General features: G+C 52.3%; 29 protein-coding genes. 10 read left to right on the forward strand and 19 right to left on the reverse strand.

Going from position 1 to position 25,799, the window contains the following annotated elements:
- Nucleotides 1-8 precede the first annotated feature (8 nt).
- Both ACZ5TN_RS01035 and ACZ5TN_RS01040 read right to left on the reverse strand, forming a co-directional pair.
- Nucleotides 9-512 carry an MFS transporter gene (locus ACZ5TN_RS01035; RefSeq protein WP_464916896.1) on the reverse strand — a complete coding sequence of 168 codons (504 nt, stop codon included), beginning with the start codon at nt 510-512 and terminating at the stop codon, nt 9-11.
- 28 nt (nt 513-540) lie between these two features.
- Nucleotides 541-756, reverse strand: coding sequence for a hypothetical protein (locus ACZ5TN_RS01040; RefSeq protein WP_464916897.1), 216 nt, complete (start codon nt 754-756; stop codon nt 541-543).
- A 317-nt stretch (nt 757-1,073) separates the two neighbouring features.
- Here ACZ5TN_RS01040 and pfdA point away from each other — a divergent pair, with 317 nt between their 5' ends.
- Nucleotides 1,074-1,514, forward strand: coding sequence for a prefoldin subunit alpha (gene pfdA, locus ACZ5TN_RS01045; protein ID WP_464917430.1), 441 nt, complete (start codon nt 1,074-1,076; stop codon nt 1,512-1,514).
- Nucleotides 1,515-1,525: 11 nt separating this feature from the next.
- On the opposite strand, the gene ACZ5TN_RS01050 is transcribed toward pfdA, so the two are convergent.
- Complete coding sequence (locus ACZ5TN_RS01050) at nt 1,526-2,452, reverse strand: SDR family oxidoreductase (RefSeq protein ID WP_011249955.1); 927 nt, start codon at nt 2,450-2,452, stop codon at nt 1,526-1,528.
- A gap of 35 nt (nt 2,453-2,487) precedes the next feature.
- Nucleotides 2,488-2,751 carry a hypothetical protein gene (locus ACZ5TN_RS01055; RefSeq protein ID WP_464916898.1) on the reverse strand — a complete coding sequence of 88 codons (264 nt, stop codon included), beginning with the start codon at nt 2,749-2,751 and terminating at the stop codon, nt 2,488-2,490.
- A 115-nt stretch (nt 2,752-2,866) separates the two neighbouring features.
- On the opposite strand from ACZ5TN_RS01055, the gene ACZ5TN_RS01060 reads away from it, so the two are divergent.
- On the forward strand, nt 2,867-3,886 hold the full coding sequence (locus tag ACZ5TN_RS01060) for an adenylosuccinate synthetase (RefSeq protein ID WP_464916899.1): 1,020 nt from the start codon (nt 2,867-2,869) through the stop codon (nt 3,884-3,886).
- Here ACZ5TN_RS01060 and ACZ5TN_RS01065 read toward each other — a convergent pair.
- From ACZ5TN_RS01065 to ACZ5TN_RS01105, 9 genes are all read right to left on the reverse strand, one after another.
- Nucleotides 3,883-4,680, reverse strand: a complete 798-nt coding sequence (locus ACZ5TN_RS01065; RefSeq protein WP_464916900.1) for a hypothetical protein — start codon at nt 4,678-4,680, stop codon at nt 3,883-3,885. The genes ACZ5TN_RS01060 and ACZ5TN_RS01065 overlap by 4 nt on opposite strands.
- A gap of 102 nt (nt 4,681-4,782) precedes the next feature.
- Nucleotides 4,783-4,905, reverse strand: a complete 123-nt coding sequence (locus ACZ5TN_RS01070; RefSeq protein WP_464916901.1) for a hypothetical protein — start codon at nt 4,903-4,905, stop codon at nt 4,783-4,785.
- An 11-nt stretch (nt 4,906-4,916) separates the two neighbouring features.
- Nucleotides 4,917-5,414 carry a hypothetical protein gene (locus ACZ5TN_RS01075; protein WP_464916902.1) on the reverse strand — a complete coding sequence of 166 codons (498 nt, stop codon included), beginning with the start codon at nt 5,412-5,414 and terminating at the stop codon, nt 4,917-4,919.
- Nucleotides 5,415-5,416: 2 nt separating this feature from the next.
- On the reverse strand, nt 5,417-6,199 hold the full coding sequence (locus ACZ5TN_RS01080; RefSeq protein WP_011249950.1) for an alpha/beta hydrolase: 783 nt from the start codon (nt 6,197-6,199) through the stop codon (nt 5,417-5,419).
- Between the two features lie 2 nt (nt 6,200-6,201).
- Entirely contained in the window at nt 6,202-6,609 is a 408-nt protein-coding gene (locus ACZ5TN_RS01085; RefSeq protein ID WP_011249949.1) for a type II toxin-antitoxin system VapC family toxin, read from the reverse strand.
- Nucleotides 6,606-6,881, reverse strand: a complete 276-nt coding sequence (locus ACZ5TN_RS01090; protein ID WP_464917431.1) for an AbrB/MazE/SpoVT family DNA-binding domain-containing protein — start codon at nt 6,879-6,881, stop codon at nt 6,606-6,608. Before ACZ5TN_RS01090 ends, ACZ5TN_RS01085 begins: the two co-directional genes overlap by 4 nt.
- 209 nt (nt 6,882-7,090) lie before the next feature.
- Nucleotides 7,091-8,905, reverse strand: coding sequence for a sodium-extruding oxaloacetate decarboxylase subunit alpha (oadA, locus tag ACZ5TN_RS01095; RefSeq protein WP_464917432.1), 1,815 nt, complete (start codon nt 8,903-8,905; stop codon nt 7,091-7,093).
- Between the two features lie 190 nt (nt 8,906-9,095).
- A complete protein-coding gene (fba, locus tag ACZ5TN_RS01100; protein WP_464917433.1) occupies nt 9,096-9,941 on the reverse strand; it encodes a class I fructose-bisphosphate aldolase in 846 nt (281 codons plus the stop codon).
- A gap of 34 nt (nt 9,942-9,975) precedes the next feature.
- Nucleotides 9,976-10,548, reverse strand: coding sequence for a hypothetical protein (locus ACZ5TN_RS01105; RefSeq protein ID WP_464916903.1), 573 nt, complete (start codon nt 10,546-10,548; stop codon nt 9,976-9,978).
- Nucleotides 10,549-10,610: 62 nt separating this feature from the next.
- On the opposite strand from ACZ5TN_RS01105, the gene ACZ5TN_RS01110 reads away from it, so the two are divergent.
- From ACZ5TN_RS01110 to ACZ5TN_RS01125, 4 genes are all read left to right on the forward strand, one after another.
- On the forward strand, nt 10,611-11,309 hold the full coding sequence (locus tag ACZ5TN_RS01110) for a biotin--[acetyl-CoA-carboxylase] ligase (RefSeq protein WP_464916904.1): 699 nt from the start codon (nt 10,611-10,613) through the stop codon (nt 11,307-11,309).
- Nucleotides 11,310-11,408: 99 nt separating this feature from the next.
- Entirely contained in the window at nt 11,409-12,701 is a 1,293-nt protein-coding gene (locus ACZ5TN_RS01115) for a dicarboxylate/amino acid:cation symporter (RefSeq protein ID WP_464916905.1), read from the forward strand.
- Between the two features lie 198 nt (nt 12,702-12,899).
- Nucleotides 12,900-14,297, forward strand: coding sequence for a CGP-CTERM sorting domain-containing protein (locus tag ACZ5TN_RS01120; protein WP_464916906.1), 1,398 nt, complete (start codon nt 12,900-12,902; stop codon nt 14,295-14,297).
- Nucleotides 14,298-14,378: 81 nt separating this feature from the next.
- Nucleotides 14,379-15,026 (forward strand): alanyl-tRNA editing protein, encoded by a 648-nt coding sequence (locus ACZ5TN_RS01125; RefSeq protein WP_011249935.1) that lies wholly within the window; start codon nt 14,379-14,381, stop codon nt 15,024-15,026.
- 63 nt (nt 15,027-15,089) lie between these two features.
- On the opposite strand, the gene ACZ5TN_RS01130 is transcribed toward ACZ5TN_RS01125, so the two are convergent.
- From ACZ5TN_RS01130 to ACZ5TN_RS01140, 3 genes are all read right to left on the reverse strand, one after another.
- On the reverse strand, nt 15,090-16,097 hold the full coding sequence (locus ACZ5TN_RS01130; RefSeq protein WP_048053697.1) for a hypothetical protein: 1,008 nt from the start codon (nt 16,095-16,097) through the stop codon (nt 15,090-15,092).
- A 398-nt stretch (nt 16,098-16,495) separates the two neighbouring features.
- On the reverse strand, nt 16,496-16,786 hold the full coding sequence (locus ACZ5TN_RS01135; RefSeq protein WP_143598681.1) for a hypothetical protein: 291 nt from the start codon (nt 16,784-16,786) through the stop codon (nt 16,496-16,498).
- Nucleotides 16,787-17,202: 416 nt separating this feature from the next.
- Nucleotides 17,203-18,198, reverse strand: coding sequence for a TIGR01177 family methyltransferase (locus ACZ5TN_RS01140; RefSeq protein ID WP_011249932.1), 996 nt, complete (start codon nt 18,196-18,198; stop codon nt 17,203-17,205).
- 73 nt (nt 18,199-18,271) lie between these two features.
- Between ACZ5TN_RS01140 and ACZ5TN_RS01145 the strand changes: the two genes are divergently transcribed.
- The gene (locus ACZ5TN_RS01145; protein ID WP_464916907.1) at nt 18,272-18,793 is read left to right on the forward strand and encodes a hypothetical protein; all 522 of its coding nucleotides are present in this window, start codon (nt 18,272-18,274) and stop codon (nt 18,791-18,793) included.
- Here the strand turns inward: ACZ5TN_RS01145 and ACZ5TN_RS01150 are convergent.
- From ACZ5TN_RS01150 to ACZ5TN_RS01160, 3 genes are all read right to left on the reverse strand, one after another.
- Nucleotides 18,778-19,542 (reverse strand): sulfite exporter TauE/SafE family protein, encoded by a 765-nt coding sequence (locus ACZ5TN_RS01150; protein WP_464916908.1) that lies wholly within the window; start codon nt 19,540-19,542, stop codon nt 18,778-18,780. The genes ACZ5TN_RS01145 and ACZ5TN_RS01150 overlap by 16 nt on opposite strands.
- A gap of 46 nt (nt 19,543-19,588) precedes the next feature.
- Nucleotides 19,589-21,301, reverse strand: coding sequence for a glycine--tRNA ligase (glyS, locus tag ACZ5TN_RS01155; RefSeq protein ID WP_464916909.1), 1,713 nt, complete (start codon nt 21,299-21,301; stop codon nt 19,589-19,591).
- Nucleotides 21,302-21,393: 92 nt separating this feature from the next.
- The gene (locus ACZ5TN_RS01160; RefSeq protein ID WP_464916910.1) at nt 21,394-23,691 is read right to left on the reverse strand and encodes an alpha-amylase family glycosyl hydrolase; all 2,298 of its coding nucleotides are present in this window, start codon (nt 23,689-23,691) and stop codon (nt 21,394-21,396) included.
- 161 nt (nt 23,692-23,852) lie between these two features.
- On the opposite strand from ACZ5TN_RS01160, the gene ACZ5TN_RS01165 reads away from it, so the two are divergent.
- The 3 genes from ACZ5TN_RS01165 (at nt 23,853) to ACZ5TN_RS01175 (ending at nt 25,760) form a co-directional block, all read left to right on the forward strand.
- The gene (locus ACZ5TN_RS01165; RefSeq protein WP_062386341.1) at nt 23,853-24,083 is read left to right on the forward strand and encodes an LSm family protein; all 231 of its coding nucleotides are present in this window, start codon (nt 23,853-23,855) and stop codon (nt 24,081-24,083) included.
- A gap of 20 nt (nt 24,084-24,103) precedes the next feature.
- Nucleotides 24,104-24,295, forward strand: coding sequence for a 50S ribosomal protein L37e (locus tag ACZ5TN_RS01170; protein ID WP_054840593.1), 192 nt, complete (start codon nt 24,104-24,106; stop codon nt 24,293-24,295).
- A gap of 97 nt (nt 24,296-24,392) precedes the next feature.
- Nucleotides 24,393-25,760 carry an MATE family efflux transporter gene (locus tag ACZ5TN_RS01175; protein ID WP_464916911.1) on the forward strand — a complete coding sequence of 456 codons (1,368 nt, stop codon included), beginning with the start codon at nt 24,393-24,395 and terminating at the stop codon, nt 25,758-25,760.
- Nucleotides 25,761-25,799 lie beyond the last annotated feature (39 nt).

Consider the following 25,799-nt stretch of genomic DNA (forward strand, 5'->3'; position numbering starts at 1 on the left):
TCCTACTATTAAACCGAGAACCAGGCCCAGCCGCCGATCTCATTGAACTTCCCTATCGCGTAGTCCCAGTCCTCAAGGCGGAAAGCCTTTGTTATTATGAGGATTGGAATGGGTATGGTAGTGGCTATGAAGAACGTGTAGGCCGCGTTTATGGCAATAACCTGGTGGACTGTGCGGGCGAGGGCAAAGCTCATGGTCATTATTGCAGTCCCGAGAAATCCAAGAAGCAGGAATGCCTTTCTCCTGTTGAGCCTGTCGCTGAGCTTTCCCCAGAAGAGGCCTCCCATCATTGAAAACGTGCTTCCGACGGCGTTTACAACGCCGACCTCAGCAGGGCCCCCTCCGACGTTCATGGTGAGAAGCGGAATCAGCGGCGCGGCCCCTCCTGTGGCCACCTTAAACGGGATAAAAGAATAGAACCATCTGCCAGGGTCCGGCCGGTGCCGCATCTGACGGCGCTTTTCGAGGGTCTTGAGGGTGGTCTTCTGTCTCTTTACCGGCCGGCCCTTCATGGGAGCACCTCAAAAAGGGAGGGAGAATTCAGTAGTCATCCTCGTCTTCTTCCCAGTCCTCATCCCAGTCTTCTTCGTCCTCCCAGTCCTCGTCCCACTCTTCCTCTTCTTCCCAGTCCTCGTCAAACTCTTCTTCGTCCCAGTTCTCGTAGGCTTCTTCGACTGCTTCGAGGGGCTCGAAGTCCTCTTCCTCTTCTTCCTCAACCTTCTTGGGCTGGACCTTCTTCCTGGGTGGGTAGTACATACCGACCACCTCCCCTCCTACGAGGGGCGTCAGATGTGGAGCTAAAGGGTTTATAAACTTTGCTGCGCTGATTAACAGCATATCTTTTGCTTTCTGAAGGATTTAAGCTCGATTGTCTTTGCTATGGCAAAAATATGGTCTCTGAACGAGAGGAATGATTCCTATCAACATCAGTCAGTAATAATGAGATGGGAAACAATGTCATGAGTAGATGGTTGACGGGAGCCATTTTAGACTGCTCTCTGTCATGCGATTTGAGTTGCTAGTTTAAGCTAAAATCTTAAAAGCACCGCCCCGGACTTACTCCGGTGGTTGAAATGGCGGAAGACACCAAGAAGCTTGAAGAACTCGCGTACCAGTACCAGCTCCTCCAGGCTCAGGCTCAACTGCTCGCCCAGAACCTTGAGCTTCTGACTCTGGGGAAGAACGAGTTCCAGGCGGTCAAGGAAACCCTCGAAGGCCTTAAGAATGAGGAGGGTGAGGTCGAGATCCTTGTTCCCATAGGGGCTGGATCGTTCCTCAAGGGCAAGATCGTTGACGCCAAGAACGCGATAGTCAGCGTAGGTGCTGGCTATGCCGTCCAGAAGAGCCTTGATGACTCTATTGAGTACCTCGAAAAGCGCATAAATGAGTACGAAGAGGCGATAGCAAAGACACAGGAGGCCCTTAAGAAGCTCGAAGCCCAGCTGGGAGAGCTGGCCAGGCAGGCTCAGGAAATCCAGCAGAAGCAGGCGATGGGCTTCAGCGTTAAAAAGTGAAGGAATTGCCCCTAAGGATTATTTTTGGCGTACCATTCTACTGTTTTTTTCAGTCCTTCTTCAAGAGACCACTCTGGCTCAAAGCCCAGCTTTCTAATCTCGCTTATGTCGGCCCTGCTGTGTCTTATGTCACCAGGCCTCGGTTTATCAAAGACTACCGAGCTAGTCGTTCCGGTGATTTCTATAATCTTCATAGCGAGTTCAAGGATCGTGGTCTCTCTCCCTGTCGCGACGTTGAAAACCCTTCCGTTAGCTTTTCTGCTCTCGGCTACCAGAAGGTTAGCCTTAACCACGTCCTTGACGTAGATGAAGTCCCTCGTCTGCTTTCCGTCGCCGAAGATAACGAGGGGTTCACCCTTCAGCGCGCGGTTGATGAAGATGCTTATCACTCCCGCGTACTGGTTGGTGCTCTGCCTCGGTCCAAAGACGTTGAAGTAGCGGAGAGAAACAACTGGCAGGCCGTAAAGCTCGTGGAAGACGCGGAGGTACTCCTCGGCGGTTGCTTTGGTCACCCCGTAGGGGGAGAGTGGTCTAGGTCTCTCAGTCTCCTTTAGTGGGAGGTTAGGGTTGTCTCCATAAACAGCTGCGGAAGAAGCGAAGATCAACTTCCCATGCCCTTCGAGAAGTGCTTTAATAATGTTGAGCGTTCCGAGGACGTTGACCTCCTCAGTAAAAACCGGATCCCTGATGCTCTCGACGACGCTCACCTGGGCGGCCTCATGAAAAACGTAGTCGGCGTTGCTTATCAGCTCGGCTATTGCCTCGTAGTCTCTTATATCGGCTTTGACGAGCTTCGCCCCTGGTGGAACGTTTTCTTCTTTTCCAGTGTATAGATTGTCGATGATTACCACATCGTTGTCCTTGATAAGCTCCCAGGCTATATGAGAGCCTATAAAGCCCGCTCCCCCAGTGACGACAACTAACTTATTTTTGATCATGGTGAGACCCTTCAGCTTTAAGGCAGCTGGCCCTTTTAATACTTTCTTTTCTTCAACATGTCGATGAGAACTTCCTTTTCTGGGAGCTCTCTGCTGCTCCGCGCCAGATACGCAAGGTCTTCTAGAACGAGCGCCACCTTCTCAAGGGAGTCCTTTGTAACGTTCCAGGGGGTAGCGTACCGGAATTCCACGATCTCAGCCAGATCATCGAGGTCCAATTCTCCAAGCTTTTTACCGTCCTCTGTTCTCACGATAACGCTCCTCCGCTCGGGGTTTATCTCCAGGCAGGCCGTAGGCATCACCATATAAAAATCCGCGTAAAGAGATTTAATACTTTCGAGGCGTTATTAACGAATAAATGTCAACATGGAAAGCATTATAAACCCCTTATTGACTTAGACATGGGTAAGAGCCATGCCGAGCTACATCGTCGTTGGAGGTCAATGGGGAGATGAGGGCAAGGGCTCTGTTATAGCCTATCTGGCCCTCAAAGATGAGCCCGAAGTCATAGCACGCGGCGGCGTTGGAACTAATGCCGGCCACAGCGTTTTCATCAACGGCAAGAAGTATGCGGTGAGACAGCTCCCAACTGGCTTTATGCAGACCAAGGCGAGACTTCTCGTCGGGGCTGGCGTTCTCGTTGATCCAGAAGTCTTTTTCCACGAGCTCGAACACCTGAAGGACTTTAACGTCGGGGAGCGGGTTGGGATAGATTACCGCTGTGCCATAATCGAGGAGAAGCACAAACAGCTGGATAGAAGCAACCACCACCTGCACGAGGAGATTGGAACCACCGGGAGCGGTTGCGGGCCAGCAAACGCCGACAGAGTTATGAGAAGGGCAAAGCTAGCAAAGGACATCAAGGAGCTTGAGCCGTATCTAACGGACGTTGCTGCTGAAGTGAACGATGCCCTTGACGATGGAAAGCTCGTTCTCATTGAGGGAACGCAGGGCTTCGGCCTAAGCCTCTACTACGGAACTTATCCATACGTCACTTCCAAAGACACGACGGCCTCTGCCATTGCGAGCGACGTTGGAATTGGCCCGACGAGGGTTGACGATGTCATCGTCGTCTTCAAGAGCTTCCCAACGAGGGTCGGTGCAGGGCCGTTTCCAACTGAGATGCCTCAGGAAGAGGCTGAAAGGCTTGGGCTCGTCGAATATGGTACTGTCACTGGGAGAAGGAGGAGGGTGGGCTGGTTTGACTTCGAGTTCGCCCGCTACTCCGCGAGAATAAACGGCGCGACGATGCTTGCCCTCACGATGCTCGACAAGTACGACGGGGAAGCCTTCGGTGTCACTGACTACGATAAACTTCCGAAGAGGGCGAAGGAGTTCGTTGAGGAAATCGAAGAAAGGGTAGGCGTTCCAGTTGGACTGATAAAGACGGGACCGGAGCTGGAGCACGTCATTGACCGAAGGGAGAACATTTAGGGGAGAAACTCCAGGATCTTACCTTTGATCTCTTCTCTTTTAAGCTTTGAAATTTCTTCAAGGGAATAGTCGTTTTCAAGCCAGCAGACGAACTTATAGCCAATGTAGTAGCCTAAGAACCGCTTCCCAAAGAGGGTATACCACGAGCCGAAAAACGGGTTCAGGGGTTCTTTTTCCTGTATCCTTCTCAAGAATTCGGCCTTCAGGAGTCCCTCGTTTTCTTCACACCACTCGAACCATCCCTCCTCCTCTAGGTGCCAGGGCCTTCCGATGATTATGTCCTCAATCCGTTGGGCGAACCCCTCTGTATACAGCAGGAACATCTGCTCATCCTCAAGCCGCTCTATGTTCTCTCCCCTTAAAAGCCAGTGAACCAGGTGCCCAAACTCGTGGACAACTAATCCCTCAAGTTTGCTGTACCACTTAAGCTTGGCTATTGCCTCCAGACCGAAGAGAATCGGGGGTTTTCCAAGGAATTCGGTCACCCATCCGGCCCCGTTTTCAATGCCCATGTAGAGAACCACGTTGTAGTCCTTCGGTTTGATTCCAAAAAGCTCCTCAATCTTTGTTTCCATCCTTGGGAGAACTTCAAGCAGCTTTTCGTGGGCAAGGATGAGCTCCTCCATGTTTCGTTTTAAAAGTAACTTCGTAAACCCCTTCCAGTCCATTCCATAGCGCTCATAGTCCCACTTTACCTTCCCAAATAGCTCAGGGTATCCCCGAATATACCGGAGCCAGCTGTCTACGGTCCCGTTCCACTCCTTAAGGAACCTGGGAAAAGTATCGACGAGCATAGAGGCCACCCGAGAGTGCATATATCAACCTCAAAGCGAGTCTCCCAACAGGATTCTTCCACCTTGCTCGATAAAAGGGTTATGATAAACGCTAACTTTACCCTACAGAGCAATTTCAAAAATCCACAGCAACCCTCCTGCCGAGACGAATGCCAGGAACTCTATCAGTGCACCGAGAACGAGTTTTTTCCATACCTTGATGTGTTTTCTCTCCCTTTGTCTCAAGCATTTCTCCGTCACGAGAACTGGAATGGCCTTGTAGGAACCATAAACCAGCAGAACGTAGAGCCATGCAACCGGGTTGAAAGAGAGAAAGACCGCCCCCATCTGCTCCATAAGTATACCAGTGGCGCCCCTATCCAGAACACATCTTTCCAGCTGTAGTCGTACCTTCGAATGGCCAGTCCCCAATAGAGAACGAAGGGGAAGTAGTAGGCGAAAGCGAGGTACAGGTCTGTCAGTGGATCCGGGTTGAGGAGTATCCTTTCCTCAGGGGAAAGTTTGAGGTTGTCAATTATGGCAAGAACCTCAACAAGATAGGCTGAAGCCATGCCAACGACCAGATATGTGCCGAAATCTCCGCTATGGCGTTCGTAAGCGGCCCAGATTTTTTCTCTGAATTTGTGAACAAACCCCAGAACAGTGAAAATTAGCCAGGTGGTGCCTAGCCAGGGAAGTGTTAGGAGGGGAATCAAAATGGAAATATGGAAAAGGCGTTCCCTATTGACTTTCATTCTCAAGCCTTCTCTGAATGCTTTATAAGCCACTCCACGATCGTCTTGTGGAACTCCTCGCCCCATTCGGGATCCTCAAATATCTCGTGGTAAGCACCCTCGAACTCCCTGATTTCCTTGTCCTTCACCTTGAGCTCCTCGAAGAGCTTCCTTGAGCCTTCGGGGGGTGTTATAACGTCACCTGTGCCCACAAGCAGGAGAATGGGTACTTCAATTCTGTCCGCTTCCCTGTGAGCTAGCTCCATGTTCTTGAAGATGCTCATTCCGAGCTTTGTTGAGATTCTGTCGTGGACTAACGGGTCTTCGATGTAGCGCTTCACCGCATCCGGATTCCTTGAAAGGAGGTTTGGGTCAATGCCGTTGGAGAGTGTCAGACCGGGGGCTATTCTTCCCAGAACCTTGGCGAGGGCAACCATAAAGCCCGGTGTTTTGGGGCTTTTGGCCAGGGCCGGGGAGGACGCGACGACCCCGCGTATCTTATCCGGCCTGGTCTCGGCATAGCGGATGACGGTCAAACCTCCGAGACTGTGTCCGAAGAGGAAGGGCTTTTCACCTAATTCTTTAATTATGGAATCAATTATTTCCATAGCCTCTTCGACGCTGGTGTGCCCCCTCTTTCCAGGGCTCTTCCCGTGTCCTGGCCAGTCAAAGGTATAGACGGCAAAGCCAGCCTCGTTGAGCATCGAGATGAGCTTTCCGTACCTCCCGCTGTGCTCTCCAAGGCCATGAACCAAGACTACCCAACCCCTCTCAGGATTTCCGAACTTGGCTTTGTAGATTTCCATGATTACACCTCCAGCCAGAGCCTCTTAATGGGAAGTTTATCAAAATCCTCATCCTCACTCACAATAGCCTGAAGGCCGTTGTTCTGAATCGTCGCGGCGTGGAGGGCATCTGAAGGGCGAAGGTGGTACTTGAGAATTATTTCTTTGGCCGTGAGGTAATCCTCAAAGGTGATGGGAAGCACCCTAACGGCAGGCAGTACAACGTCTTCTATGAACGATATCGTCTCAGGATAGCTCACCCCGTATTTTCGTTTAGAAACGTGAATGAGCTCGTCCAAAACAAGGACGTTCGTGTAAGCTTCATTCTCTCTAACCAGCTCTGCATAGAAGCGATCGAGCCTCTCGGCGAGTTCATCGTCTATGTTGGCGTTTAAATAGACAAAAAGGTTGGTGTCAATGAGCAGCCTCATTCCTCAATCCCCCAGACCTCGTCGAACTCGTCTTCAAGGCTCACTCCTTTGAGTTCCCCAAGTTTAGCTGGTTTCGCGCCTTTCCTCTTTTTGTGGTACTCCCTGAGCTTTTTAAGGAGTTCTTCCGTGTCCGGCACTCTCCTGATAACAAGTCCATCTTCCTTCGGTTCCACTATAACCTCCCCGCCCTCCTTAATTCCGTAGGCCTCCCTGAAGACTTTGGGAATTACTATCTGGCCCTTTGGGCCGACCTTCAGGCGGATACTAACCACCGGTATCACCAAGTATAACTTGAAGTTTAACCCATAAAAGGGTTGCGCCGCGAAGAAGGGGAAAGGTCAAGAGGAGAACGGGCTTTCTTTGAGCCTCCCTCTGCAGTAGCTCAGCGTTCTCGATGTCCAGCCTGAGCCTATAGTAGCCCTTCTGGATGAGGTGATCAGAACTTTTCAAGGGAATAAAAAGGAAAAGGAGCAACCGGGGGTTATTCTATTTCTATTAGTGGGTCGCCGGTGTTTACGGTGTCGCCTTCTTTGACGAGGATTTTCTTTACAACACCGTCCTTCGGTGCTGGAATCTCGTTCTCCATCTTCATTGCCTCGAGAATGAGCAGTCCCTGTCCGGTCTTAACCTGCTCGCCCTCCTTCACGAGGATTCTCAGGATTTTGCCCGGCATTGGGGCGGTGACGACACCCTCACCAGCGGCGGTGACTGGTGATGGTGCCGCCAGAGCTGGAGTAGGGGTTGGCGAGGCAGGTTTGGGAAAAACAGGTGAAGGAGCGGTGGGGGCACTTGGGGCAGAAATCGTTTGTGTTGCAGGAGTAGTTATCCCAGCAGTTGCTATCTGGGGCAGGTATCTGAGCGCGCTTAAATCGACTCCTTCAATTCCCACCTCGAACTCAACGCCGTCCACGTAGAGCTTGAACTTCTGGGCGGTAGGCGGCACCTCTGGGGCCTTCCTTCCCTCTTTCCTCGCCTCAAAGAACTCCAGCGCTACCTGCGGAAAGAGGCAGTAGGTCAGAAGGTCTTCCTCAGTCGGGCTGTACCCCCTCTCTTCAAGCTCCTTCCTGCACTTTTCAAGCATAGGTTCAAGAAGGTCAGCCGGCCTGACCGTTATGGGCTCTTCGTCGCCCAGGATTTTCTTCTTGATTTCGGGGTTTATCTCCGCTGGCGGCCTTCCGTAGAGGCCCTTCACGTAGTCCTTGACCTGCTGGGTTACCCTTTCGTACCTTCCAAAGAGGACGTTCAAAACGGCCTGAGTGCCGACTATCTGGCTGGTGGGGGTGACGAGCGGCGGCCAGCCGAGGTCTTCCCTCACGCGGGGTATCTCCTCAAGGACCTCGTCGAGCTTGTCCAGGGCGTTCATCTCCTTGAGCTGGCTTATGAGGTTGGAGAACATTCCCCCCGGAACCTGGTACTTGAGAACGTATGGGTTGACCATCAATGCCTCCTTGTGGAGCAGTCCCCAGTACTTCTCCTCCAGGAGCTTCTTGAGGTAGCGTGAGATCTCGTGGATTAGCTCGCGGTCAAGATGAGAACCAACTGCCTCGGGGAGGGCGTGCCATATCGTCTGAATCCCGGGCTGTGCAGTGCCGAAGGCAAGTGGGCTTATTGCGGTGTCTATGAAGTCAGCTCCCGCTTCCACGGCCTTGAGATAGGTGGCAACGGCCATTCCCGTAGTGGAGTGGGTGTGCACATTGACGGGAACACCGTATGTCTCCTTTATCTCGCTGACGAGCTCGTAGGCTTTCCAAGGTGTCAGCAGACCTGCCATGTCCTTGATCGTTATTACATCCACGTCAAGGGCTAAAAGTTCCTCGACCTTCTTCATGTAGTATTCGAGTGTGAACACTTTACCCGTTGTGTAGGCTATTGCCCCCTGAACCTCAGCACCGACTTCTTTAGCCTTTTTTATCGCCACCTCCATATTCCTGATATCGTTGAGAGCATCGAAGACGCGGAAGATATCTATTCCGTTCTTATGTGCGAGCTCGACGAACTTTTCGACAACATCGTCCGGGTAGTGACGGTAGCCAACGAGGTTCTGGCCACGGAGGAGCATCTGTAGCTTCGTCTTCTTTATGTACTCCCTTAGAATGCGGAGTCTCTCCCAGGGATCTTCTCTCAGGTAGCGGATGCAGACGTCAAAGGTTGCCCCTCCCCAGACCTCCATGGAGTAGAAGCCGATTCTGTCCATCTTCTCAGCTATGGGGAGCATGTCCTCTGTTCGAAGGCGCGTCGCTATTAGTGACTGATGAGCGTCTCTAAACGTCGTATCTATTATCTCGACCCTTCCCATTCTCCTCACCCTGTTTATAGTTCCCAACACGGTTTTTAATGTTGTCGGCTTTTGACGATACAATTTTAGGCATTAAACGAACAAAAGAGTACTCCAATGCCGTTTCTAAAAGTTGGAGAACATAAACGAGCACCAGAGTTCCAGTTTCATTGAAAAGCATCTCTATCCGAAACGAAAAAGTGGAAATGAGTCAAATAAGCCCCTCGGCCTTAGCGGCCTCCTCTGGGTCCTCATTCCTGTGGATGACCCTTATGAGGGCCTTTATCATCGGCTCTGGATTCTCGCGCTGGAAGATGTTCCTTCCGACGACTGCTCCCGCTCCTCCGGCCTCTATAACGTCCCAGACGACCTTGAGGAAGTCCACGGGGTTCTCGGTCTTTGCTCCCCCGCTGAGGAGAACTGGAACGCCAGCCGCTGCATCAACAACCTTGGCGAAGGTCTCCTTTGATCCCGTCCAGTATGTCTTTATCATGTCGGCCCCGGTCTCAGCCGCGGCCCTTGCACCGTACATAACGACGCGGTAGTCCTCCTTCTTGCCGTACTTCTCGTTGATGTAGGGCCCGCGCGGATAGGCAAACTGGACAACAGGGAAGCCCAAGTCATGGGCGTAGCTCGCTATCTCCGCGAACTGGCGCATCATAACGTCTTCCTGTGGTGAGCCCCAGTAGACGGTTGCCGCTATCGCATCGGCGCCGAGCTTTATCGCGTCTTCAACGTAACCGAGCTGGCTCTGAAGGAGCTGCTCCTCCTTTGGCCTTAGCTCGGTCTTGCTCGTGAGCTTTATCATAAGCCCCGTGTCCGGCTTGAGCTCGTCGCCGGCCATCCTGACGATGCCGGGGAGCATCATGACTCCGTCAACTCCAGCCCTGACGACCTTCCTAATGATGATCCTCGGGTTAACGTGCTCCCAGACGGGCTCAAAATCGGTCGGCCCGTGTTCGAAGCCGTGGTCCATGGCGAATATCAGAGCCCTTCCGTCCCTGCGGAAGAACCTCTTAAGCCTCCTCCTAATCCCAACGCTCTGGTATGCGTCCATACTAATCACCAGGAGTGATATACAAAGGGAGGATTTAAGGTTTTCCATTGTCTCCCCAGTACTCTTCCCACCAGAACTCAAGACTTGAAAAGACCTGCTCATCCGTCTCCTCTTCCTCGGGCCCCATTAGAAATCCCTCACCAATCTCATCAAGGTCTTCGTTGATTGCTATGGGTGCCCACAGGTCAGATGCAGTCAGGTCGTCAATAATCGACCAGAGGAAATCCCTCATTAGCTTTTCAACGTATTTAACTTTCTCCGGAGATATTGTCCCAAGATTGTTTTCGATGAGTCCCTCTGCTTGAAACTCTACCCTCACACTCTGCCTCTCACGCTCAACCTCTAAGGAATGAACTTTAAGCCCCCTTGACTTCAAAACATCGAGAGCAGTTTCCTCGTCCCAGTATTCGGTGGGGCTTTCCCTGAACTTTTCAAGTATGGCCTTGAGGTACACCGGGAGAACATCCTTTACAGGTCTTGTTTTCACTAGTGCAATAAACCTGACGGCCTTCTTCCTGGAAGTTCTGGAGCCAACTATAATGAGATTTCCTGTGTCGTCATCAAAACTGAAGCCATCTGGGGAGACATGCAACACCATTTCAGACACCCCGCATAGGTTTCTCCAAAACAGTTTAAACTCTTTCCCGAGTTTTAATCTCGGGAGGGCTTATGGAGTGGAACGTCATTCGCCTTGATGAGGTAGACTCGACCAACGAGTACGCGAAGAAGCTCATTCCCGATGTCTCTGAAGGAACAGTCGTAGTTGCAAAGAGGCAGACCTCCGGGAGGGGAAGGAAGGGTAGAGCCTGGGCTTCTCCCGAGGGCGGCCTGTGGATGAGCGTCATCCTGAAGCCTCCCAGGATCGACCCTAGGCTCGTATTCGTGGGTGCACTGGCAGTATCGGACACACTGAGGGACTTCGACATTGATGCATGGATAAAGTGGCCCAACGACGTCTGGGTCGGGAACAGGAAAATTTCTGGAGTCCTAACGGAAGTGAAAGGTGGTTTCGTGATCATGGGGGTAGGTCTCAATGTGAACAATGAAATCCCAGATGGTCTAAAGGAGACTGCAACCTCCATGATGGAAGCCCTGGGGGAACCCGTTGACATTGGGGAAGTCTTGGAAAGGCTGCTTGAGTATCTCGGCCGCTGGTATAAGACATTTCTTGAAAACCCGCCTTTAGTTGTTGAAGAAGTTCGCGGGAGAACGATGCTAATCGGGAAGGAAGTAAGAGTCCTGCTCGATGGCAATGACCTCGTTGGCAGGGTAATCACCATATCAGATGACGGCTCCCTTATTCTGGACGTTGATGGACAGACAGTTAAAGTAGTGTATGGTGATGTGTCAGTTAGAATTAACCGATAAGTTTTGACTTTTTGACAATTTTCCAGGGACAACCCTAATAAACTTCCTTTTTTAACTGGATTATGCTGGCAATAAGCCAGCCAATAAGGGGGTGAAAAGATGGGAAAAAGCCTCCTGAGGCGGTATCTCGACTATCCCGTTCTGTGGAAAATTCTCTGGGGTCTGGTTCTCGGTGCAGTCTTTGGCCTGATAGCGGGACATTTCGGCTATGCGGGGGCCGTTAAGACCTATATCAAGCCCTTCGGTGACCTCTTCGTCAGATTGCTGAAGATGCTAGTGATGCCGATAGTTCTAGCGTCGCTCGTAGTCGGTGCGGCAAGTATAAGCCCTGCTCGTCTCGGCCGCGTCGGCGTCAAGATCGTCGTCTATTACCTCGCTACCTCCGCCATGGCAGTTTTCTTCGGTCTCATCGTTGGCAGGGTCTTCAACGTCGGTGCCAACGTCAACCTCGGGAGCGGTACCGGGAAGGCCATAGAAGCTCAGCCTCCCTCCCTCGTTCAGACTCTACTCAACATAGTTCCAACGAACCCGTTTGCCTCGCTCGCCAAGGGTGAAGTGCTCCCCGTGATATTCTTCGCGATAATCCTCGGAATAGCGATAACCTACCTCATGAACAGGAACGAGGAGAGGGTCAGAAAGTCGGCCGAGACCCTCCTGAGGGTCTTCGATGGCCTTGCCGAGGCTATGTACCTCATAGTCGGCGGCGTCATGCAGTACGCACCGATAGGTGTCTTCGCCCTCATAGCCTACGTCATGGCCGAGCAGGGCGTCAGGGTCGTCGGGCCGCTGGCGAAGGTCGTTGGAGCTGTATATACCGGCCTCTTCCTTCAGATAGTCATCACCTACTTCATTCTCTTGAAGGTCTTCGGCATTGACCCGATCAAGTTCATCAGGAAGGCGAAGGATGCTATGATCACCGCCTTCGTCACCAGGAGCTCAAGCGGAACCCTCCCTGTTACAATGCGTGTTGCCGAGGAAGAGATGGGCGTTGACAAGGGAATATTCTCATTCACCCTGCCGCTCGGTGCGACGATAAACATGGACGGTACTGCCCTCTACCAGGGTGTCACGGTTCTCTTTGTCGCCAACGCTATCGGCCATCCGCTCACCCTCGGTCAGCAGCTCGTCGTCGTCCTAACGGCAGTTCTGGCCTCAATAGGAACCGCCGGTGTTCCCGGTGCTGGTGCAATAATGCTCGCAATGGTCCTCCAGAGCGTCGGCCTCGACCTTACGCCCGGAAGTCCGGTGGCGCTTGCCTACGCCATGATACTCGGCATTGACGCGATCCTCGACATGGGGAGGACGATGGTCAACGTCACCGGCGACCTGGCTGGGACTGTTATCGTTGCCAAAACCGAGAAAGAGCTGGACGAGAGCAAGTGGATCTCTTGATGGCCCCTATTTTCATTACCCCTATTCTTACTTTTGATGTCTTGGACATTCACCGCTTGTATTTGTGTGGGTTAAAATCAAGTGAATACACGTTAGAATCTTAATCTCACGCTGGTAATCGGCAGAGCTTCAACCGATGAAAAAGGTTAAAAACCTCCCTGAGTCCCTACTAGGAGTGAGTTAATGGGGGAAATTCTAATGAAGAAAGTTGGTGTTTTGTTATTGATTGTTTTGGCGTTCGGAGCAATTGCCGTGCCGAGCTTTGGCGCCGATGCGTATTCCGAGAAGGTTGAGCAGAAGTACACTGTCCACTGGGACGGTTCAGCAGATTTAAAGTTCATAACGACCCTCTATGGACCCTCAGACATGCTGAACAGTACCAAAGAGGGTATCTTAAAGGTGGGTCTGGAGAACGCCACTGAAATGCTTGTTAACCAGAGGGTTCAGCTCTTCTCGCAGCTTGGAATGAACCTGGCAAACGCCTCGGGCACCGTTAAAGGGTATGATTCTGATGGGCCTCTAATCACAGAAATTACGGGGAAGGTACTCGACTTTGCAAAATACTACTCCTACGATGGGATCTGGGAAATAGAGCTTGATGTTCTTCGTACCCTCCAGATCTCACAGGTTGACCTCACATCTCTAAACAGGACGTTCGACTTTGAAGACCACTACTCGATAGTGCTCCCGGAGGACGCCGAGATCGTGAGCATTCCGTCGGACTATTCGAGGGAATCGGGTAAGAGCTACGTGTCGATAAACGTTGATGTTCACGGGAACGAGATAATCGTGGACGCGCGTATGCACTTCGATGAGAACATAACAAAAGATGACCTCCAGAAGCTTTACAGCGACTTTCAGCCGTTTATCATCCAGTATCGCGGAAGACCCGGCCAGGAAGGGAACTATTCAGTATGGAGCTCAAAGACTGAGACCAATATTACGATCGGCAAAGAAGAAACAGTGATCGATACCCTGATGGAATACATAGCCCCAGAAGACTACGTGAACTATCTCAAACTCATGGTTATGTACCAGGGAGAAGATGCAATCATACAGTCAATTTACCAGAACAACCTCCTTGCCTTCCAGCAACAGGGGATAAGTGTGAAAGACTGGAGCATAAAATTCGAGAACGTAAACTCCACAGCACCCCTACGGCTGCGCTTCCACTGGGTACTGGCTAACTACACCAAGGCCAACAACAACACCTACGTCCACGACCCTTCCCTCGGGCTCCGCGATGTCTCGGTCAAAGGAAGGCTGACGGATGGGATCAACCAGACTACAACGATCAGAATTATACTGCCTGAAGGCTCGAAGTTCACACAGATTCCGGATGACATACATGTTGAGGCCAACGGAAGCCAGATAACTATGAAGGTCACAAAGGTCGGCGACAAAGAGGTAGTTCTTGAAAGCAGCGCTTACGTAAGGTATGGTATGCTGGCCAGGGACTACTTTGCCATGATGGAGAAAGTCCCTGAGAGAGTTGAAGTCAAGTACAACGTAGAAGAAAAGACGGGCAGTACCTGCGGTCCGGCGTTCCTCGTAGGCCTTGCCGTCGTGCCTCTTCTCCTCAGGAGAAGGAAGTAAAAGCTTTTCCTTTAGCTTTCCTTTTCTTCAATTTCGATACCCATTTAAATGGCGACAGCTTATTTTCCTCTGGTGATGAGAATGGCCACGAGGAAGCTCTACTACGAGGACGCCTACTTGAAGGAAGCCAAGGCAAAGGTTCTGGAAGTAAGGGACAACGCTCTCCTTCTCGACCAGACGATATTCTACCCGACCGGCGGCGGTCAGCCCCACGACCGGGGCACGATAAACGGCGTTGAGGTTCTCGATGTTTACAAAGATGAGGAGGGCAACGTCTGGCACGTCGTTGCTGAACCAGAGATGTTCAAGGTTGGGGATGAGGTCGAGCTCAAAATCGACTGGGACTACCGCTACAAGCTGATGAGGATACACAGCGCGATGCACCTGCTCGACCACGTGCTCAACGAAGTCCTTGGAAAGGGGAAGTGGAAGCCCTACGGGAGCGGGATGAGCTATGAGAAGGGCCGCTACGACATAGAGTACCCGGAGAACGTGAACCAGTACAAGGAGAAGATAATCGAGCTCTTCAACCGCTACGTTGACGAAGGCGGCGAGATGAAGATATGGTGGGAAGGAGAAACCAGGCTGACCCAGATAAGGGACTTCGAAGTCATCCCCTGCGGCGGGACGCACGTGAGGGACATAAAGGAGATAGGCCACCTCAAGAAGCTCAAGCGCTCCAGCCTCGGAAGGGGCAAGCAGAGGCTCGAAATCTGGCTTGAGGAATGAGTTTGGAGCTTTCTGAGTTTTAGATTTCCCGCACTCAAATCGACTGGCCGTGTACCTACGTTTTCAGCCTTTTTTTCTTGACCTCAGGAGTGCGGCCAGCGAGAGTACAACCGCAATGAAGCTTAGTGCTAAGGATACCCTACCCAAAGGACTATCCTTCTCTTCGTAAACCCTGTCCGTGGCATAAACGCTGACCGCGTAGATGTCTTCACTTGGAATTCCACCGAGGAATTCCATAGACTTTATGCCCAGTGAGTCAAGCTTTGTTTTAAAATACACAGTTCCATCGTTCCAGACCCACAGAGACCCTCTATTAAAGCCCACAGTCAGTTTTAGTGCTCCCCTTGGTAGTGAATACCTACCGCACGCTCTCCTGGTCCATTTTCCATAGCATACACGACCATCTTTAACGTAAAGCTCCTTAGTCTCGCCCTTTGAGGTAGTAAACTTAAAAAGGGTGAAATTGCTCCCATTCCAGAGAAACTCCCCCTCAACTTCGACGTTTCCAAAATAGGAGTATATACTAATGCGATAACCATCGTGCTGGGGAAATATAAAGGGAAACCCACCTATTGCTGGATAATACGATTGGTATGGAATGATAACGTATCCATAAACCTTGGTTATGAATTTAGCTCGCTCCCCACTTACTTTTACGAAAACTTCCCCAGAGGGTTTCTCCTCGCTGATGTCAATCCAGTAAGAAGCGGGAGGTTCTGCCAGAGCGGGTGTCCTGTCGATTTCTTCACCTTTCCAAGATACCTCAACATCCAGCGGGAGTTTTGGGACATACGTCCCGTTTTCATATATAGTATCGCTTTCAAGGTAGATGGCTATGAGTTCCCAGGGAACGTTTATTCTAAAGGTGCCGCTTCCAAGGTTTCTAAACCAAACCTTCGTGAGCAGATACCTACGGTACTCTCCCCTAATCGTATCGGAAAAATATCTGGCTGATACTGAGGGGTAACGGAGACGTTGATTGGGCAGGTTGTGTTTAGATAGGGCTTGGGGTTCTTTTCGCGGGGGAATACGTAGCTGGAGAGTCTGAATTCTCCACTCCGGTTGATACAAAGGGCAAAGCTTTGAAGTGAGATGCCGTCGTCGAAAACTCCCACCACCCAACCGGTGCAGGAGGCGTTGTAATGAACAGTCGCGTCGTCGAGCACGTATCCTGGGGGGCATGAAATGAGACCGTAACATTGCTGGCCAGGGCGATAGGTGAAACAAGCAAAATTCCAAAGAGGAGTGGTATTAATCCTCTCATGATGTTTGATAAAAAATCGATATTAAAAACTTTTCGAGATTTCTCCGTTATAGTACACCTCAATGTCAAAGAAACCTAAGCACTCGTATAAATCTTCACTGAAGAACTTCACCCGTTCAGCACTCATGCCGTTTTAGGCGTTACTGAATCCACACCTTTTAAGACCTTTTAAGGAAGAGATTGTAAAAAGAAGAAAACAAACTGGTCATCCACATGTCAAAAGGCCCACTAGGATCAAGATGAATCCGAGGATGTTTCCGGTTATAAAAGAGATAATAAGCGGTATCGTCAGCTTACCCTTGGCTTCCTTGCTCTTACCCTCTGCAAACAGTCTTTCTGCCTCTGCAAGGGGGTGCGTTATAAGGAAGTACGTTAATAGCACCACTATCACCAAGAGCCCAAGACCCACCACTGGAGATCCAACCCCAAGAAGGAGGGTTATGGGCACTATACCTAATAGCACCCCCAGCCAAACCAGTATTCTAGTCACCTTCAATATTCCACACCCCATTGGTTATCCCCCCTAGAGTCTATACGCCGTGGTCTAAAGACGCATCCGGGTGTCAACTACTTTGGGGAACGATTGACACCCAAGGGAATAGGTATGTTAACCTTTATAAGTATTATCCAAAATTGACGATTCTAAAATATTTCTTCACCTATAAATCTTTGTTAAAGCATATCTTTAGCGGGTGTTATCACAAGCGCAATTATCTGAAGATTTGGGGTACTCTTAATATCGAGAGCATTATTAAATTTTTGAACATAAACTCCAGAGGTTAAAAAGAGTTTTAAGATAGCCCACTACCGCTTCATGCCATACATTTCGTTCAACGAGTTTCAATACTGCGTGAGTTGACCATAGTCCCCAGCCAGAGTTAGACATCTGCTTATGCTGTTATAGTTGATGATTCATTTCTCAAACACATAGAAGTACCGCTCAAGGCTCTTGTGAACCCTCTGGTAGTACCTTCCGAGGGTTCTGAACCCCACCGCTTCGGCCTCCGCCTTCCCGTTGAAGTCAGTCGGAAAAGCTATCGCCAGCCTTCCCCCGTCCTCAAGTACGTTGTAGATGCTCCTCAGGGCTTTCCTGTAAAGCTCGTCCCTCTTTCTCCCGGCGAGTGTCGCGGCGGTGCCGTAGGGCGGGTCGGTCGCTACCGCCTCGAACTTCTTGTCGGGGAACAGATCCTCCAGCCTCGTCGCGTCGCCGAGCTTGAGCGTGTAGTCCCTCACCCCGTAGTGCTTGAGGTTGGTTTCAGCGCCTTCAACCATCTCAGGCCTTATGTCCACGCCGTAGACTCTCAGGCCCAGCAGACCGGCCTCGATAAGTATTCCGCCGGCCCCCATGAATGGGTCTAGAATTTCCCGCGTCGCCTTCGTCAGGTTCACGAGCGCCCTTGAGACCCTTGGGTGGAGCGATATCGGCCTGAAGAAGGGCCTGTGGTGGGCCTTTCTCTTTTCGAAGTCCTTCGGGTCGAAGTACCTCAGCCTTATTCCAGCGTAGAGCCTCTCGCCGCAGTAGACCCTAACAACGGTGTCGGGCTTTGAGAGGTTCACGCGGAAGCCCTGGGCGTGGATGACAGCTCCCAGCTTTCTGGGAAGGTCAAGAACATCGTGCCTGCAGTTGGCCATGGTCTCAGTATCAACTTTGAAAGCCCCCTTTATCGGCCACTCCACTTCTCCGGCCTTCTGGAGGAGTTCTTCAACGGAATCCGCCTCGACGAGGAGAAGACCGTACTCGTGGGCTAATCCAAGCCTGTCGAGAAACGGGAAGGCTTTCTCACCCGCATCGACCTTGAGGAAGAGGTAATCCTGACCGATAATCTCCCCACCGCCGAGTTCGAGCATCGCTTTCACTTCGTCCCGTGCCATTTCGGGCAGGTTTCCGAGTATCTCCACGTAGAGCATGGTCGTAGTTCGGAGGGGAGTTTTAAAGTTTGCCGCTGGAAAAGGATTTATACTTTCCCTCAAAGGATAGATAGTGGGCATGATGAGGAGTGAGACTCTGAAGCTCTGGCTTATAGCAGTGTTCTCTTTTGTCCTAACGATGCCAGGAGCTGTGGCCTTCGCCAACTGGGATGCCCCCTATGGGTTCTCCAAAGACCTCGCCACTTGGATGAGCTGTGCGGGCTCTGCCCTGATCTTCGTCATCCTCTACGGGGTTTACGAATGGAGGAAGGGGTCGATATCCCTGAAAAGCCTTGTTTCACTGGTTTTCGTCTGGATTATCACAATTCTAGTAGGCCTCACCGCCCAGAGTGGGATCTGTGGCCAGATGGGCTACCGATGCGGGTTTTCAACTTTCATAATAGCCGGCTTCCCCGGTTTATTCCTCAGCCTGATGCTCTTCCCCAGGGCCCTCCCTGAAATCCTGGCGGGAGGACCGTACCCCTACGACAGGCCCCTCATCGTTGTGTGGTACATTCTCCTCACTGTGGTGATTTTCCTGTCAATTGCCCTCTATAAGCAGAAGACAAGGGAAAAGGCTCAAGGAACGGGATAGCCCAGTCCCTTGAGGATCATCCTTATCGCCAGAAAGGCCATCACAACGGCAAATGCCTTCGTAAGCTGGGATGCCTTAGTCCTCTTGGCAATCTTCGCCCCGAGCTGGGCGCCGATTATCAGGCCCGGGACGAGGAGAACGAGCCACTCAACCTCGACGTTGCCGAGCATGTAGTGCTTTATCGCTCCAGACGTGGCCGTGAAGACTATGGCGAAGCTCGAAGTCGCGACCGCGTAGTGGATGGGAAGTCCCATGTAGGTGAGGAAGGGCACGTTTATTGCCCCGCCGCCGATTCCAAGGAGGCCGCTCGCAACTCCCGCTATAAAGCCGCCGATCGGAACCACCTTGTAGTCGAGCTTAACTTCCTTAAGGTCAACCTCATGTGGCTCTCTGCTCTTCTTGCGGTAGAGCCTTATGGCCACGAGGAAGAGGACAACGCCGAATATCACCTTGAGCTGGGCGGCGCTTATGTAGCTCGTGGCCCAGGCTCCGATGTAAGCGCCGATAACAGCCGTTGAAGCCAGCAGGAGGCCCGCCTTGTAGTGTATCCTCCTCTGCCTGTGGTAGGCTATCGCAGAGCTCAGGGAAGTAAACACGACTGCAGCGCTGGAAGTTCCCACCGCGTGGTGTATCTCAACGCCGAGGAAGTTGAGGGTGGGAACTATCAGGAAGCCCCCTCCGAGGCCGAACATTGCCGCGAGGATGCCTATGACTATGCCAACTCCAAGATATCCAATGTACTTGAGCATAAAATCACCACAGGTGTCTTCATAGTAAAATAAGCAAAGGAAAAGCTCAGCTTTCAAAGATTAACTCCCTCAGCTTCTTTGGCAGTTCTTCGATCTTCACCCTCACCTGCTCCCTCGTGTCGCGGTCCCTGATCGTCACGGTCCCGTCCTCGGGCGTTTGGTTGTCGACGGTTACACAGTAGGGAGTACCAATCTCGTCGTAGCGCATGTACCTCCTCCCAACGGTGTCCTTCTCGTCGTAGACGACTATGAAGCCCTCCTTCTGGAGCGTCCTGAAGATATCGTAGGCAATGCTCTTTAGCGGCTCTTTGGCAACGAGCGGTAAAACCGCCACCTCGATCGGCGCCATGTCCTTCTTTATCTTCAGGTAAGTCCTGTCCTCCTCTATGACGAGGCTGTTCTCAAGGAGCAGGTAGAAGGGCCTGTCTATACCAAAGCTTGGCTCGAGGACGTGTGGAACTATCTTCTCGCCGGTTATCTTCTCCTCGATCTCCCTGATTATGAAGTCGTCCTTCTCAAGCTCGTAGCCCTCGATCGTGACTTTCCCTTCTTTTTCAAGGAGCTCCACCAGCTCGCGCTTCTTCTCCTCGTCCCAGCCCCTGATCAGCTCGTTTATCCTCTTGGCGTCCTTCTTCAGCTTCGGTCCGACCCTCTTCATGTTGAGGCTTACCTCAAGCTTCTTCACGATCTTCGGCTCGTCGTAGTGGATAAGGACAGTTAAGTCGGCGCCGCTCTCGCGCATGTGCCTGCTCAGGTCGTAGTCGCCCCTGTTCGCTATTCCAACGCATTCAACCCAGCCAAAGCGCTCGCTGTGGATTTCAGCGTCCCAGGTGTCCCTTGAATAGTGCGCCCTCTCCTCGGGGAGCTGCTGCCTGAAGCGGATTTTGTCCTCGGGGATGCCGATGTCGAGGAGAACCCTCTTGACCATGACCATGTAGTAGGCGAAGAGGGTGTTCATTATGTAGCCCTTCTTTACGGCTTCTTCCGCCGTTATTTCGATCATGCCGAGTTTCTTGAGCTGGTGCTCTATCGGGTAGAGCCTCAGCTTTTCGTCCTTAACCTCGTCGAAGTGCGGATGCTCTGTCTCGTTGGGGTTGAAGAATATCTCAGCTTCGGCCTGCGTGAACTCCCTGAGCCTTAACATACCCTGCCTCGGTGAAATCTCGTTGCGGTAGGCTTTGCCTATCTGGAAAACTCCGAAGGGCAGTTTGTTCCTCGCGAAGGCGTTTAGCCTCCTGAAGTTCACGAAGATGCCCTGTGCTGTCTCGGGCCTCAGGTAGCCCTTCTGGTCACCGTAGGGGCCTATCCTCGTCTCGAACATGAGGTTGAAGTACCACACATCTGAAAGCTCGCCGCCGCACTCAGGACAGCGGATGTCGTGCTCACGGATTAGCTGGGTGAGGTGCTCAGCGCTCATTCCCTCGGTGTCTATGCCCAGGGCCTCCTCAACCAGGTGGTCTGCCCTGAAGCGGGCACCGCACTTCTTGCACTCTACCAGAGGGTCAACGAACTTCTCGACGTGGCCGCTCGCTATGAACACTTTCTCTGGCGTTATGTCCGGCGTTTCAAGCTCAAAAAAGCCTTCCCTCTGGAAGGCCTCTCTGATCTTTCTCTCTATCTTCCTCTTTATCGTCGCACCGAGCGGGCCATAGTCATAGAATCCGCGTGAGCCACCGTAGATTTCAAAGCTCCCCCAGGCAAAACCTCTCCTCCTCATCAAATCCTGGAGAATCTCGTACTTGTCGGGCTTCTCTCCCATCACTCACCACCTGAAACTGGAGTAAGGACATTTCATAAAAAGCTTTTGGGATGCTCATTGTCAGCGTGCCAAACAAATTAACGGAAGGGGGGTCAGCCCCGCTCAAGGATGATTATCCCTATGGCTGGCACTTCAACTGTGCCGCGAAGCAGTTCCGGGCTGAAATCCTCAGGCCAGATTACTTTCCACTCCCCCTCGGGAAGCTCCAGTAGGGCTGGCTTCTTCCAGCTGTTGGCAACGACGAGAACCTCATCGTTGTGCCCCCTGAAGAAGGCCATAACACCGTCCTTCGCGGTGTAGAACCTCATTGCGCTGCTCCTCAATGCGGGAACTCTTTTTCTGAGCTCCGCCAGTGCCCTGTAGTGGTTCAGGACGTCCTCGTTCACAGTATCCCACTGTATCGGATAGCGTTGCTCATCGTAGTGTCCCTTGTCTCCGAGCAGTCCCCTCTCGTCCCCCTGGAAGGTGACGGGAGTTCCGGGCAGGGCATAGAGGAGCGTTGAGAGGAGCTTGAGCCTCTGAATTGACTCGTTTGACGGTGTGTCTCCCAGTTTGCCACCACCGAGGTCAGTGAGAACCCTCGAAGTGTCGTGCGAATCAACGAGGTTGAAGCCCATCGCAACTACGTTCTCGCCGTAGGAAGCGTAGTAACGTCCCATCATTTTCATTGCACTTTCTCCGCTGAGCATGCCCTTAGCGTAGTTCAGAAGGATGTCCCTCCCGAGGGCGTAGTTCATGAGCGAGTCGAAGCGGTCTCCCTTCACCCACTCCGGGGAGAGCGTCCATATCTCGCCGACGAGGTACGCGTCGGGCTTTTTCTCCTTAACTGCCTTTCTCAGCTCCGGGAAGAACGTCCCCGGGTCGAGGACTTCGTTCGGCACATCCACCCTAATGCCGTCAAAGCCGAACTCTATCCAGTGGAGGGCCGCTCCTATCAGGTACTCCCTGACCTCCTGGTTGGCAGTGTTGAGCTTCGGAAGGCTCCCAAAGCCCCACCAGCCGACGTAGGCGCTCCCATCGCCGAGCTTGAAGGGCCACTTCTTGACGAAGAACCAGTCCCAGTATGGGCTTTCGTTGCCCTTCTCCCAGACGTCGAGGAAGGCCGGATTCCCTATGCCGCAGTGGTTGGGCACGAAATCGAAGATTACCCTCATTCCCCGCCTGTGTGCCTCATCGAGGAACTCTCTCAGCTCCCCCTCGGTCCCGAACTTGGGGTCGAGCCGGTAGTAGTCGTAGGTGTCGTAGCCGTGGGCGCTTCCCGAGAGAAAAATCGGGTTGAGGTAGATTATAGTAACACCTAGGCTCTGAAGGTAGTCGAGCTTCTCCGTTATTCCCTTTATGTCGCCGCCGAAGTACTGGTGGCAGCAGTGGAGGGGCGTTATCGGGTCGCTCCAGTTGGAGAGGATTGGCTGTCCCGGATTGACCTGGTTCAGAATTAGCTCGTCGTGGTCCAAAGCTAGGGCATCGTTGCTCCTGTTTCCGTTGTTGAACCTGTCGGGGAATATCTGGTAGGTTATCCCGTTGCTCACCCACTCCAGCTGGGGGAACCTGTCAATACCGTCAAAGCGGAAGAACGGGCTTTCGCTTGTGTTCAGGACGGCAAACTTCTCGCCGTCAGAGGAAGTTATGAGAATGTAATAATCAGCGGGTTCAACCGGCATCTCGGCGCGCCAGGTTTCGCCGGAGTCCCACCAGACCTGGAGCTTCATAGTGTAGTTCCCGTGTTCCGTTACTAGAACAGCAGACTCGACGGTGTCTCTCTTAGCCTCGAACCTGACCACGGTTCTTTTGTCCGCGATGCTGAGGTAGGCTGGGTCTCTTGGATCGAACTCCACGTAGAACGCTTCGCGGCCCTCAACTACCCTCACGGCGTTCTTTCCCCCGTAGCCATCGGGGGCATAGGCGTCTGCATCGGGGTCGTAGGGCCTTCCCGTCCCGTCGTCGGACATGTCCTTGACCCACTGGCCGTTGATGAAGTACTTATACTCATACCTTCCAGGGCGGAGACAGACGGTCGTCTCCCACGTGCCGTTCTTCAGCTCCATCGGCCACTCTCCCCAGTTGTTGAAGCTCCCGCGGAGGCTGACAGACTTTACGGTCTTGTTTCCGGGGTTGTACGTGAACTTCGCCGGGACTCTTCCGGAGGGACAGCCTTTCTCTATGCCGACGTAGATGAGAGTGTAGTTAACCGAAGGAAGTTTAAGCTCCGTTCTTTCGGAAGGGCCGTACGTCGAGGTCGAGGTTGTGGGAGTGGAAGACTGTGAGGGTGTCACTGAAGTCGGTGGAACGGTCGAAGCCGTTGCAGTTTGATTTTCGTTGCTCTCCGAGATACATCCGCTGGCGATTGAGGCCAGAAGCAGGAGAATGAGCAGCAGCCCACCTTTTTTCATGCTTTCACCTTAATCACTTTAAGTGATACAATTTATAGCCCTTTTCCTCTGGGGGCAAGAACTCCAGGTTTAATGTTGAGAAGGGCCAGGAGAACGGAAAGAGTTATAAACCGTTTCCCTCGTTAAGGCTATGAGCTTTGATTATTTGGAGGTGCGTGAAAATGGCGGAAAGACCACTCGATGTTATCCACAAGTCCCTTGACAAGGACGTCCTCGTGCTCCTGAAGAGGGGGAACGAGTTCAGGGGTAAGCTCATCGGTTACGACATCCACCTTAACGTTGTCCTCGCCGATGCCGAGCTCATCCAGGACGGCGAGGTCGTTAAGAAGTACGGTAAAATCGTTATAAGGGGAGACAACGTTCTGGCCATCTCCCCTGTCGAGCTTGAGTGAGAGCTTAGCGGGGTGATAGCATGGGAGCGGGCACTGAGCCAAAGGGCAAGAGGAACCGTACTCCAACCCACATAAGGTGCAGGCGCTGCGGTAGGAGGGCCTTCAACGTCAAGAAGGGCTACTGTGCCGCCTGCGGATTCGGCAGGAGCAGGAGAATGAGGAAGTACAGCTGGTCCCACAAGTGGAGGAAGAAGAGGAACCTCTCTTACTGAACCTTTTTCTTTTCTCTGACCTACTTACGTAGTTCTGCAACACTACCGCAACCCTTATTAACTAAACGTTTCTCTGTTCGTTTAGAGGCGCGTCTTAATGTTCCGCAACGAGACCCAGCGAAAAATATGGGCACTGGCGTGGCCTGCTATAGTGGGCAACATCTCCCAGACACTCCTCAACCTAGTGGATACTCTGATGGTCGGCCACGTCAGCGCGCTGGCGATAGCGGCCGTTGGCCTCGGCGGACAGGTAAGCTGGTTCATGTTCCCCATAATGATGGCAGTTTCTGTTGGAACCCTTGCCTTGATAGCCCGCTTTGTTGGTGCTAAGGACTATTCCCAAGCGGAGCTGGTTCTGGAGCAGAGTCTCTACCTTGCTTTCCTCCTCGGAATCCCCGTTATGCTCTTCGGGTGGTTTTTCGGAGACGAGGTTCTCTGGGTTATGGGCGCCAAGGGAGAACTCCTCAGAACGGCCTACGCTTACCTTAAGGTCGTGTTCTTGTTCTATCCCATCAGGTTCGTCGGTTTTACTCTCTTTTCGGCTCTAAGGGGAGCGGGGGATACGAAGACTCCCATGAAGCTCGGTATCTTCATGAACGTCGTCAATGCCACTTTTGACTACCTCCTGATCTATGGTAAGCTCGGCTTTCCAAGGATGGGTGCCGTGGGAGCTGCTTGGGCCTCTGGGATTGGAATCACGTCTTCATTTCTGATTGGTCTGTACCTTCTCCTGAGTGGGAAGCTCGTCCTCAAGTTCAGGCCGAGCTGGAGCTTCCACCCGGAGATGGTCATCAGAATACTCAGGATAGGCATCCCCACGCTGGTGGAGCGCGGCCTCTTCAGCTTCTACAACTTCCTCTACATGAGCATAGTCACCCGGTTTGGAGACATAGCGCTCGCCGCCCACCAGATAGGCCTCAGGGTCGAAAGCATCGCCTATATGCCCGCTTTCGGTTTCAACGTTGCGGCTTCAACCCTCGTCGGCCAGAACCTCGGTGCTGGAAAGCCGGAAGAGGCTGAAAGGACGGTTTACGAGGCCCTGAAGATGGTTAGCGTCTTCATGGGCGTGATGGCGATTATCCTCATAGCGTTCCCGCGCTACCTCGTCATGCCCTTCCTTTCCTCAAGCGACCCCCACTATCATGAGGTACTTCACCTGGCGAGCATCTACCTCCTCATCGTCGGGATAAGCGAAGTCCCCCTTGGATGGGTCTTTGTCCTCAGCGGAGCTTTGAGGGGAGCCGGCGACACAAAGAGCCCGATGTACGTCACGGCAATCAGCAAGCTCCTGTTCAGGATACTTCCCTCCTATGTCTTCGGGTTTGGCCTTGTGATAGGGCCTTTCGTGATAGAGGGAATGGGCGTCATAGCGGCCTGGCTCGCGATGACCCTCGAGACGTTCACGAGCGCGGCCATGTACTGGTGGATATTCAAGAAGGGCAGGTGGAAGTACGTTAAGGTCTGAACTGTTTTCTTTTCTGGCTCTTCCCCAAAATGTTTATAT

It is taken from the genome of Thermococcus sp. JCM 11816 (genome assembly GCF_055396515.1).

Coding starts and splice junctions, on each gene's coding strand:
- oadA (WP_464917432.1), bottom strand. CDS start 8,905: ATGGGAAGGGTCGAGATAATAGATACGACGTTTAGAGACGCTCATCAG.
- ACZ5TN_RS01165 (WP_062386341.1), top strand. CDS start 23,853: ATGGCGGAAAGACCACTCGATGTTATCCACAAGTCCCTTGACAAGGAC.
- ACZ5TN_RS01115 (WP_464916905.1), top strand. CDS start 11,409: ATGGGAAAAAGCCTCCTGAGGCGGTATCTCGACTATCCCGTTCTGTGG.
- ACZ5TN_RS01075 (WP_464916902.1), bottom strand. CDS start 5,414: ATGAAAGTCAATAGGGAACGCCTTTTCCATATTTCCATTTTGATTCCC.
- ACZ5TN_RS01175 (WP_464916911.1), top strand. CDS start 24,393: ATGTTCCGCAACGAGACCCAGCGAAAAATATGGGCACTGGCGTGGCCT.
- ACZ5TN_RS01170 (WP_054840593.1), top strand. CDS start 24,104: ATGGGAGCGGGCACTGAGCCAAAGGGCAAGAGGAACCGTACTCCAACC.
- pfdA (WP_464917430.1), top strand. CDS start 1,074: ATGGCGGAAGACACCAAGAAGCTTGAAGAACTCGCGTACCAGTACCAG.
- ACZ5TN_RS01035 (WP_464916896.1), bottom strand. CDS start 512: ATGAAGGGCCGGCCGGTAAAGAGACAGAAGACCACCCTCAAGACCCTC.
- ACZ5TN_RS01085 (WP_011249949.1), bottom strand. CDS start 6,609: ATGAGGCTGCTCATTGACACCAACCTTTTTGTCTATTTAAACGCCAAC.
- ACZ5TN_RS01140 (WP_011249932.1), bottom strand. CDS start 18,198: ATGCTCTACGTGGAGATACTCGGAAACCTGCCCGAAATGGCACGGGAC.
- ACZ5TN_RS01050 (WP_011249955.1), bottom strand. CDS start 2,452: ATGATCAAAAATAAGTTAGTTGTCGTCACTGGGGGAGCGGGCTTTATA.
- ACZ5TN_RS01150 (WP_464916908.1), bottom strand. CDS start 19,542: ATGCTCAAGTACATTGGATATCTTGGAGTTGGCATAGTCATAGGCATC.
- glyS (WP_464916909.1), bottom strand. CDS start 21,301: ATGGGAGAGAAGCCCGACAAGTACGAGATTCTCCAGGATTTGATGAGG.
- ACZ5TN_RS01120 (WP_464916906.1), top strand. CDS start 12,900: ATGAAGAAAGTTGGTGTTTTGTTATTGATTGTTTTGGCGTTCGGAGCA.
- ACZ5TN_RS01080 (WP_011249950.1), bottom strand. CDS start 6,199: ATGGAAATCTACAAAGCCAAGTTCGGAAATCCTGAGAGGGGTTGGGTA.
- ACZ5TN_RS01110 (WP_464916904.1), top strand. CDS start 10,611: ATGGAGTGGAACGTCATTCGCCTTGATGAGGTAGACTCGACCAACGAG.
- ACZ5TN_RS01055 (WP_464916898.1), bottom strand. CDS start 2,751: ATGCCTACGGCCTGCCTGGAGATAAACCCCGAGCGGAGGAGCGTTATC.
- fba (WP_464917433.1), bottom strand. CDS start 9,941: ATGGACGCATACCAGAGCGTTGGGATTAGGAGGAGGCTTAAGAGGTTC.
- ACZ5TN_RS01160 (WP_464916910.1), bottom strand. CDS start 23,691: ATGAAAAAAGGTGGGCTGCTGCTCATTCTCCTGCTTCTGGCCTCAATC.
- ACZ5TN_RS01040 (WP_464916897.1), bottom strand. CDS start 756: ATGTACTACCCACCCAGGAAGAAGGTCCAGCCCAAGAAGGTTGAGGAA.
- ACZ5TN_RS01065 (WP_464916900.1), bottom strand. CDS start 4,680: ATGCTCGTCGATACTTTTCCCAGGTTCCTTAAGGAGTGGAACGGGACC.
- ACZ5TN_RS01060 (WP_464916899.1), top strand. CDS start 2,867: ATGCCGAGCTACATCGTCGTTGGAGGTCAATGGGGAGATGAGGGCAAG.
- ACZ5TN_RS01125 (WP_011249935.1), top strand. CDS start 14,379: ATGGCCACGAGGAAGCTCTACTACGAGGACGCCTACTTGAAGGAAGCC.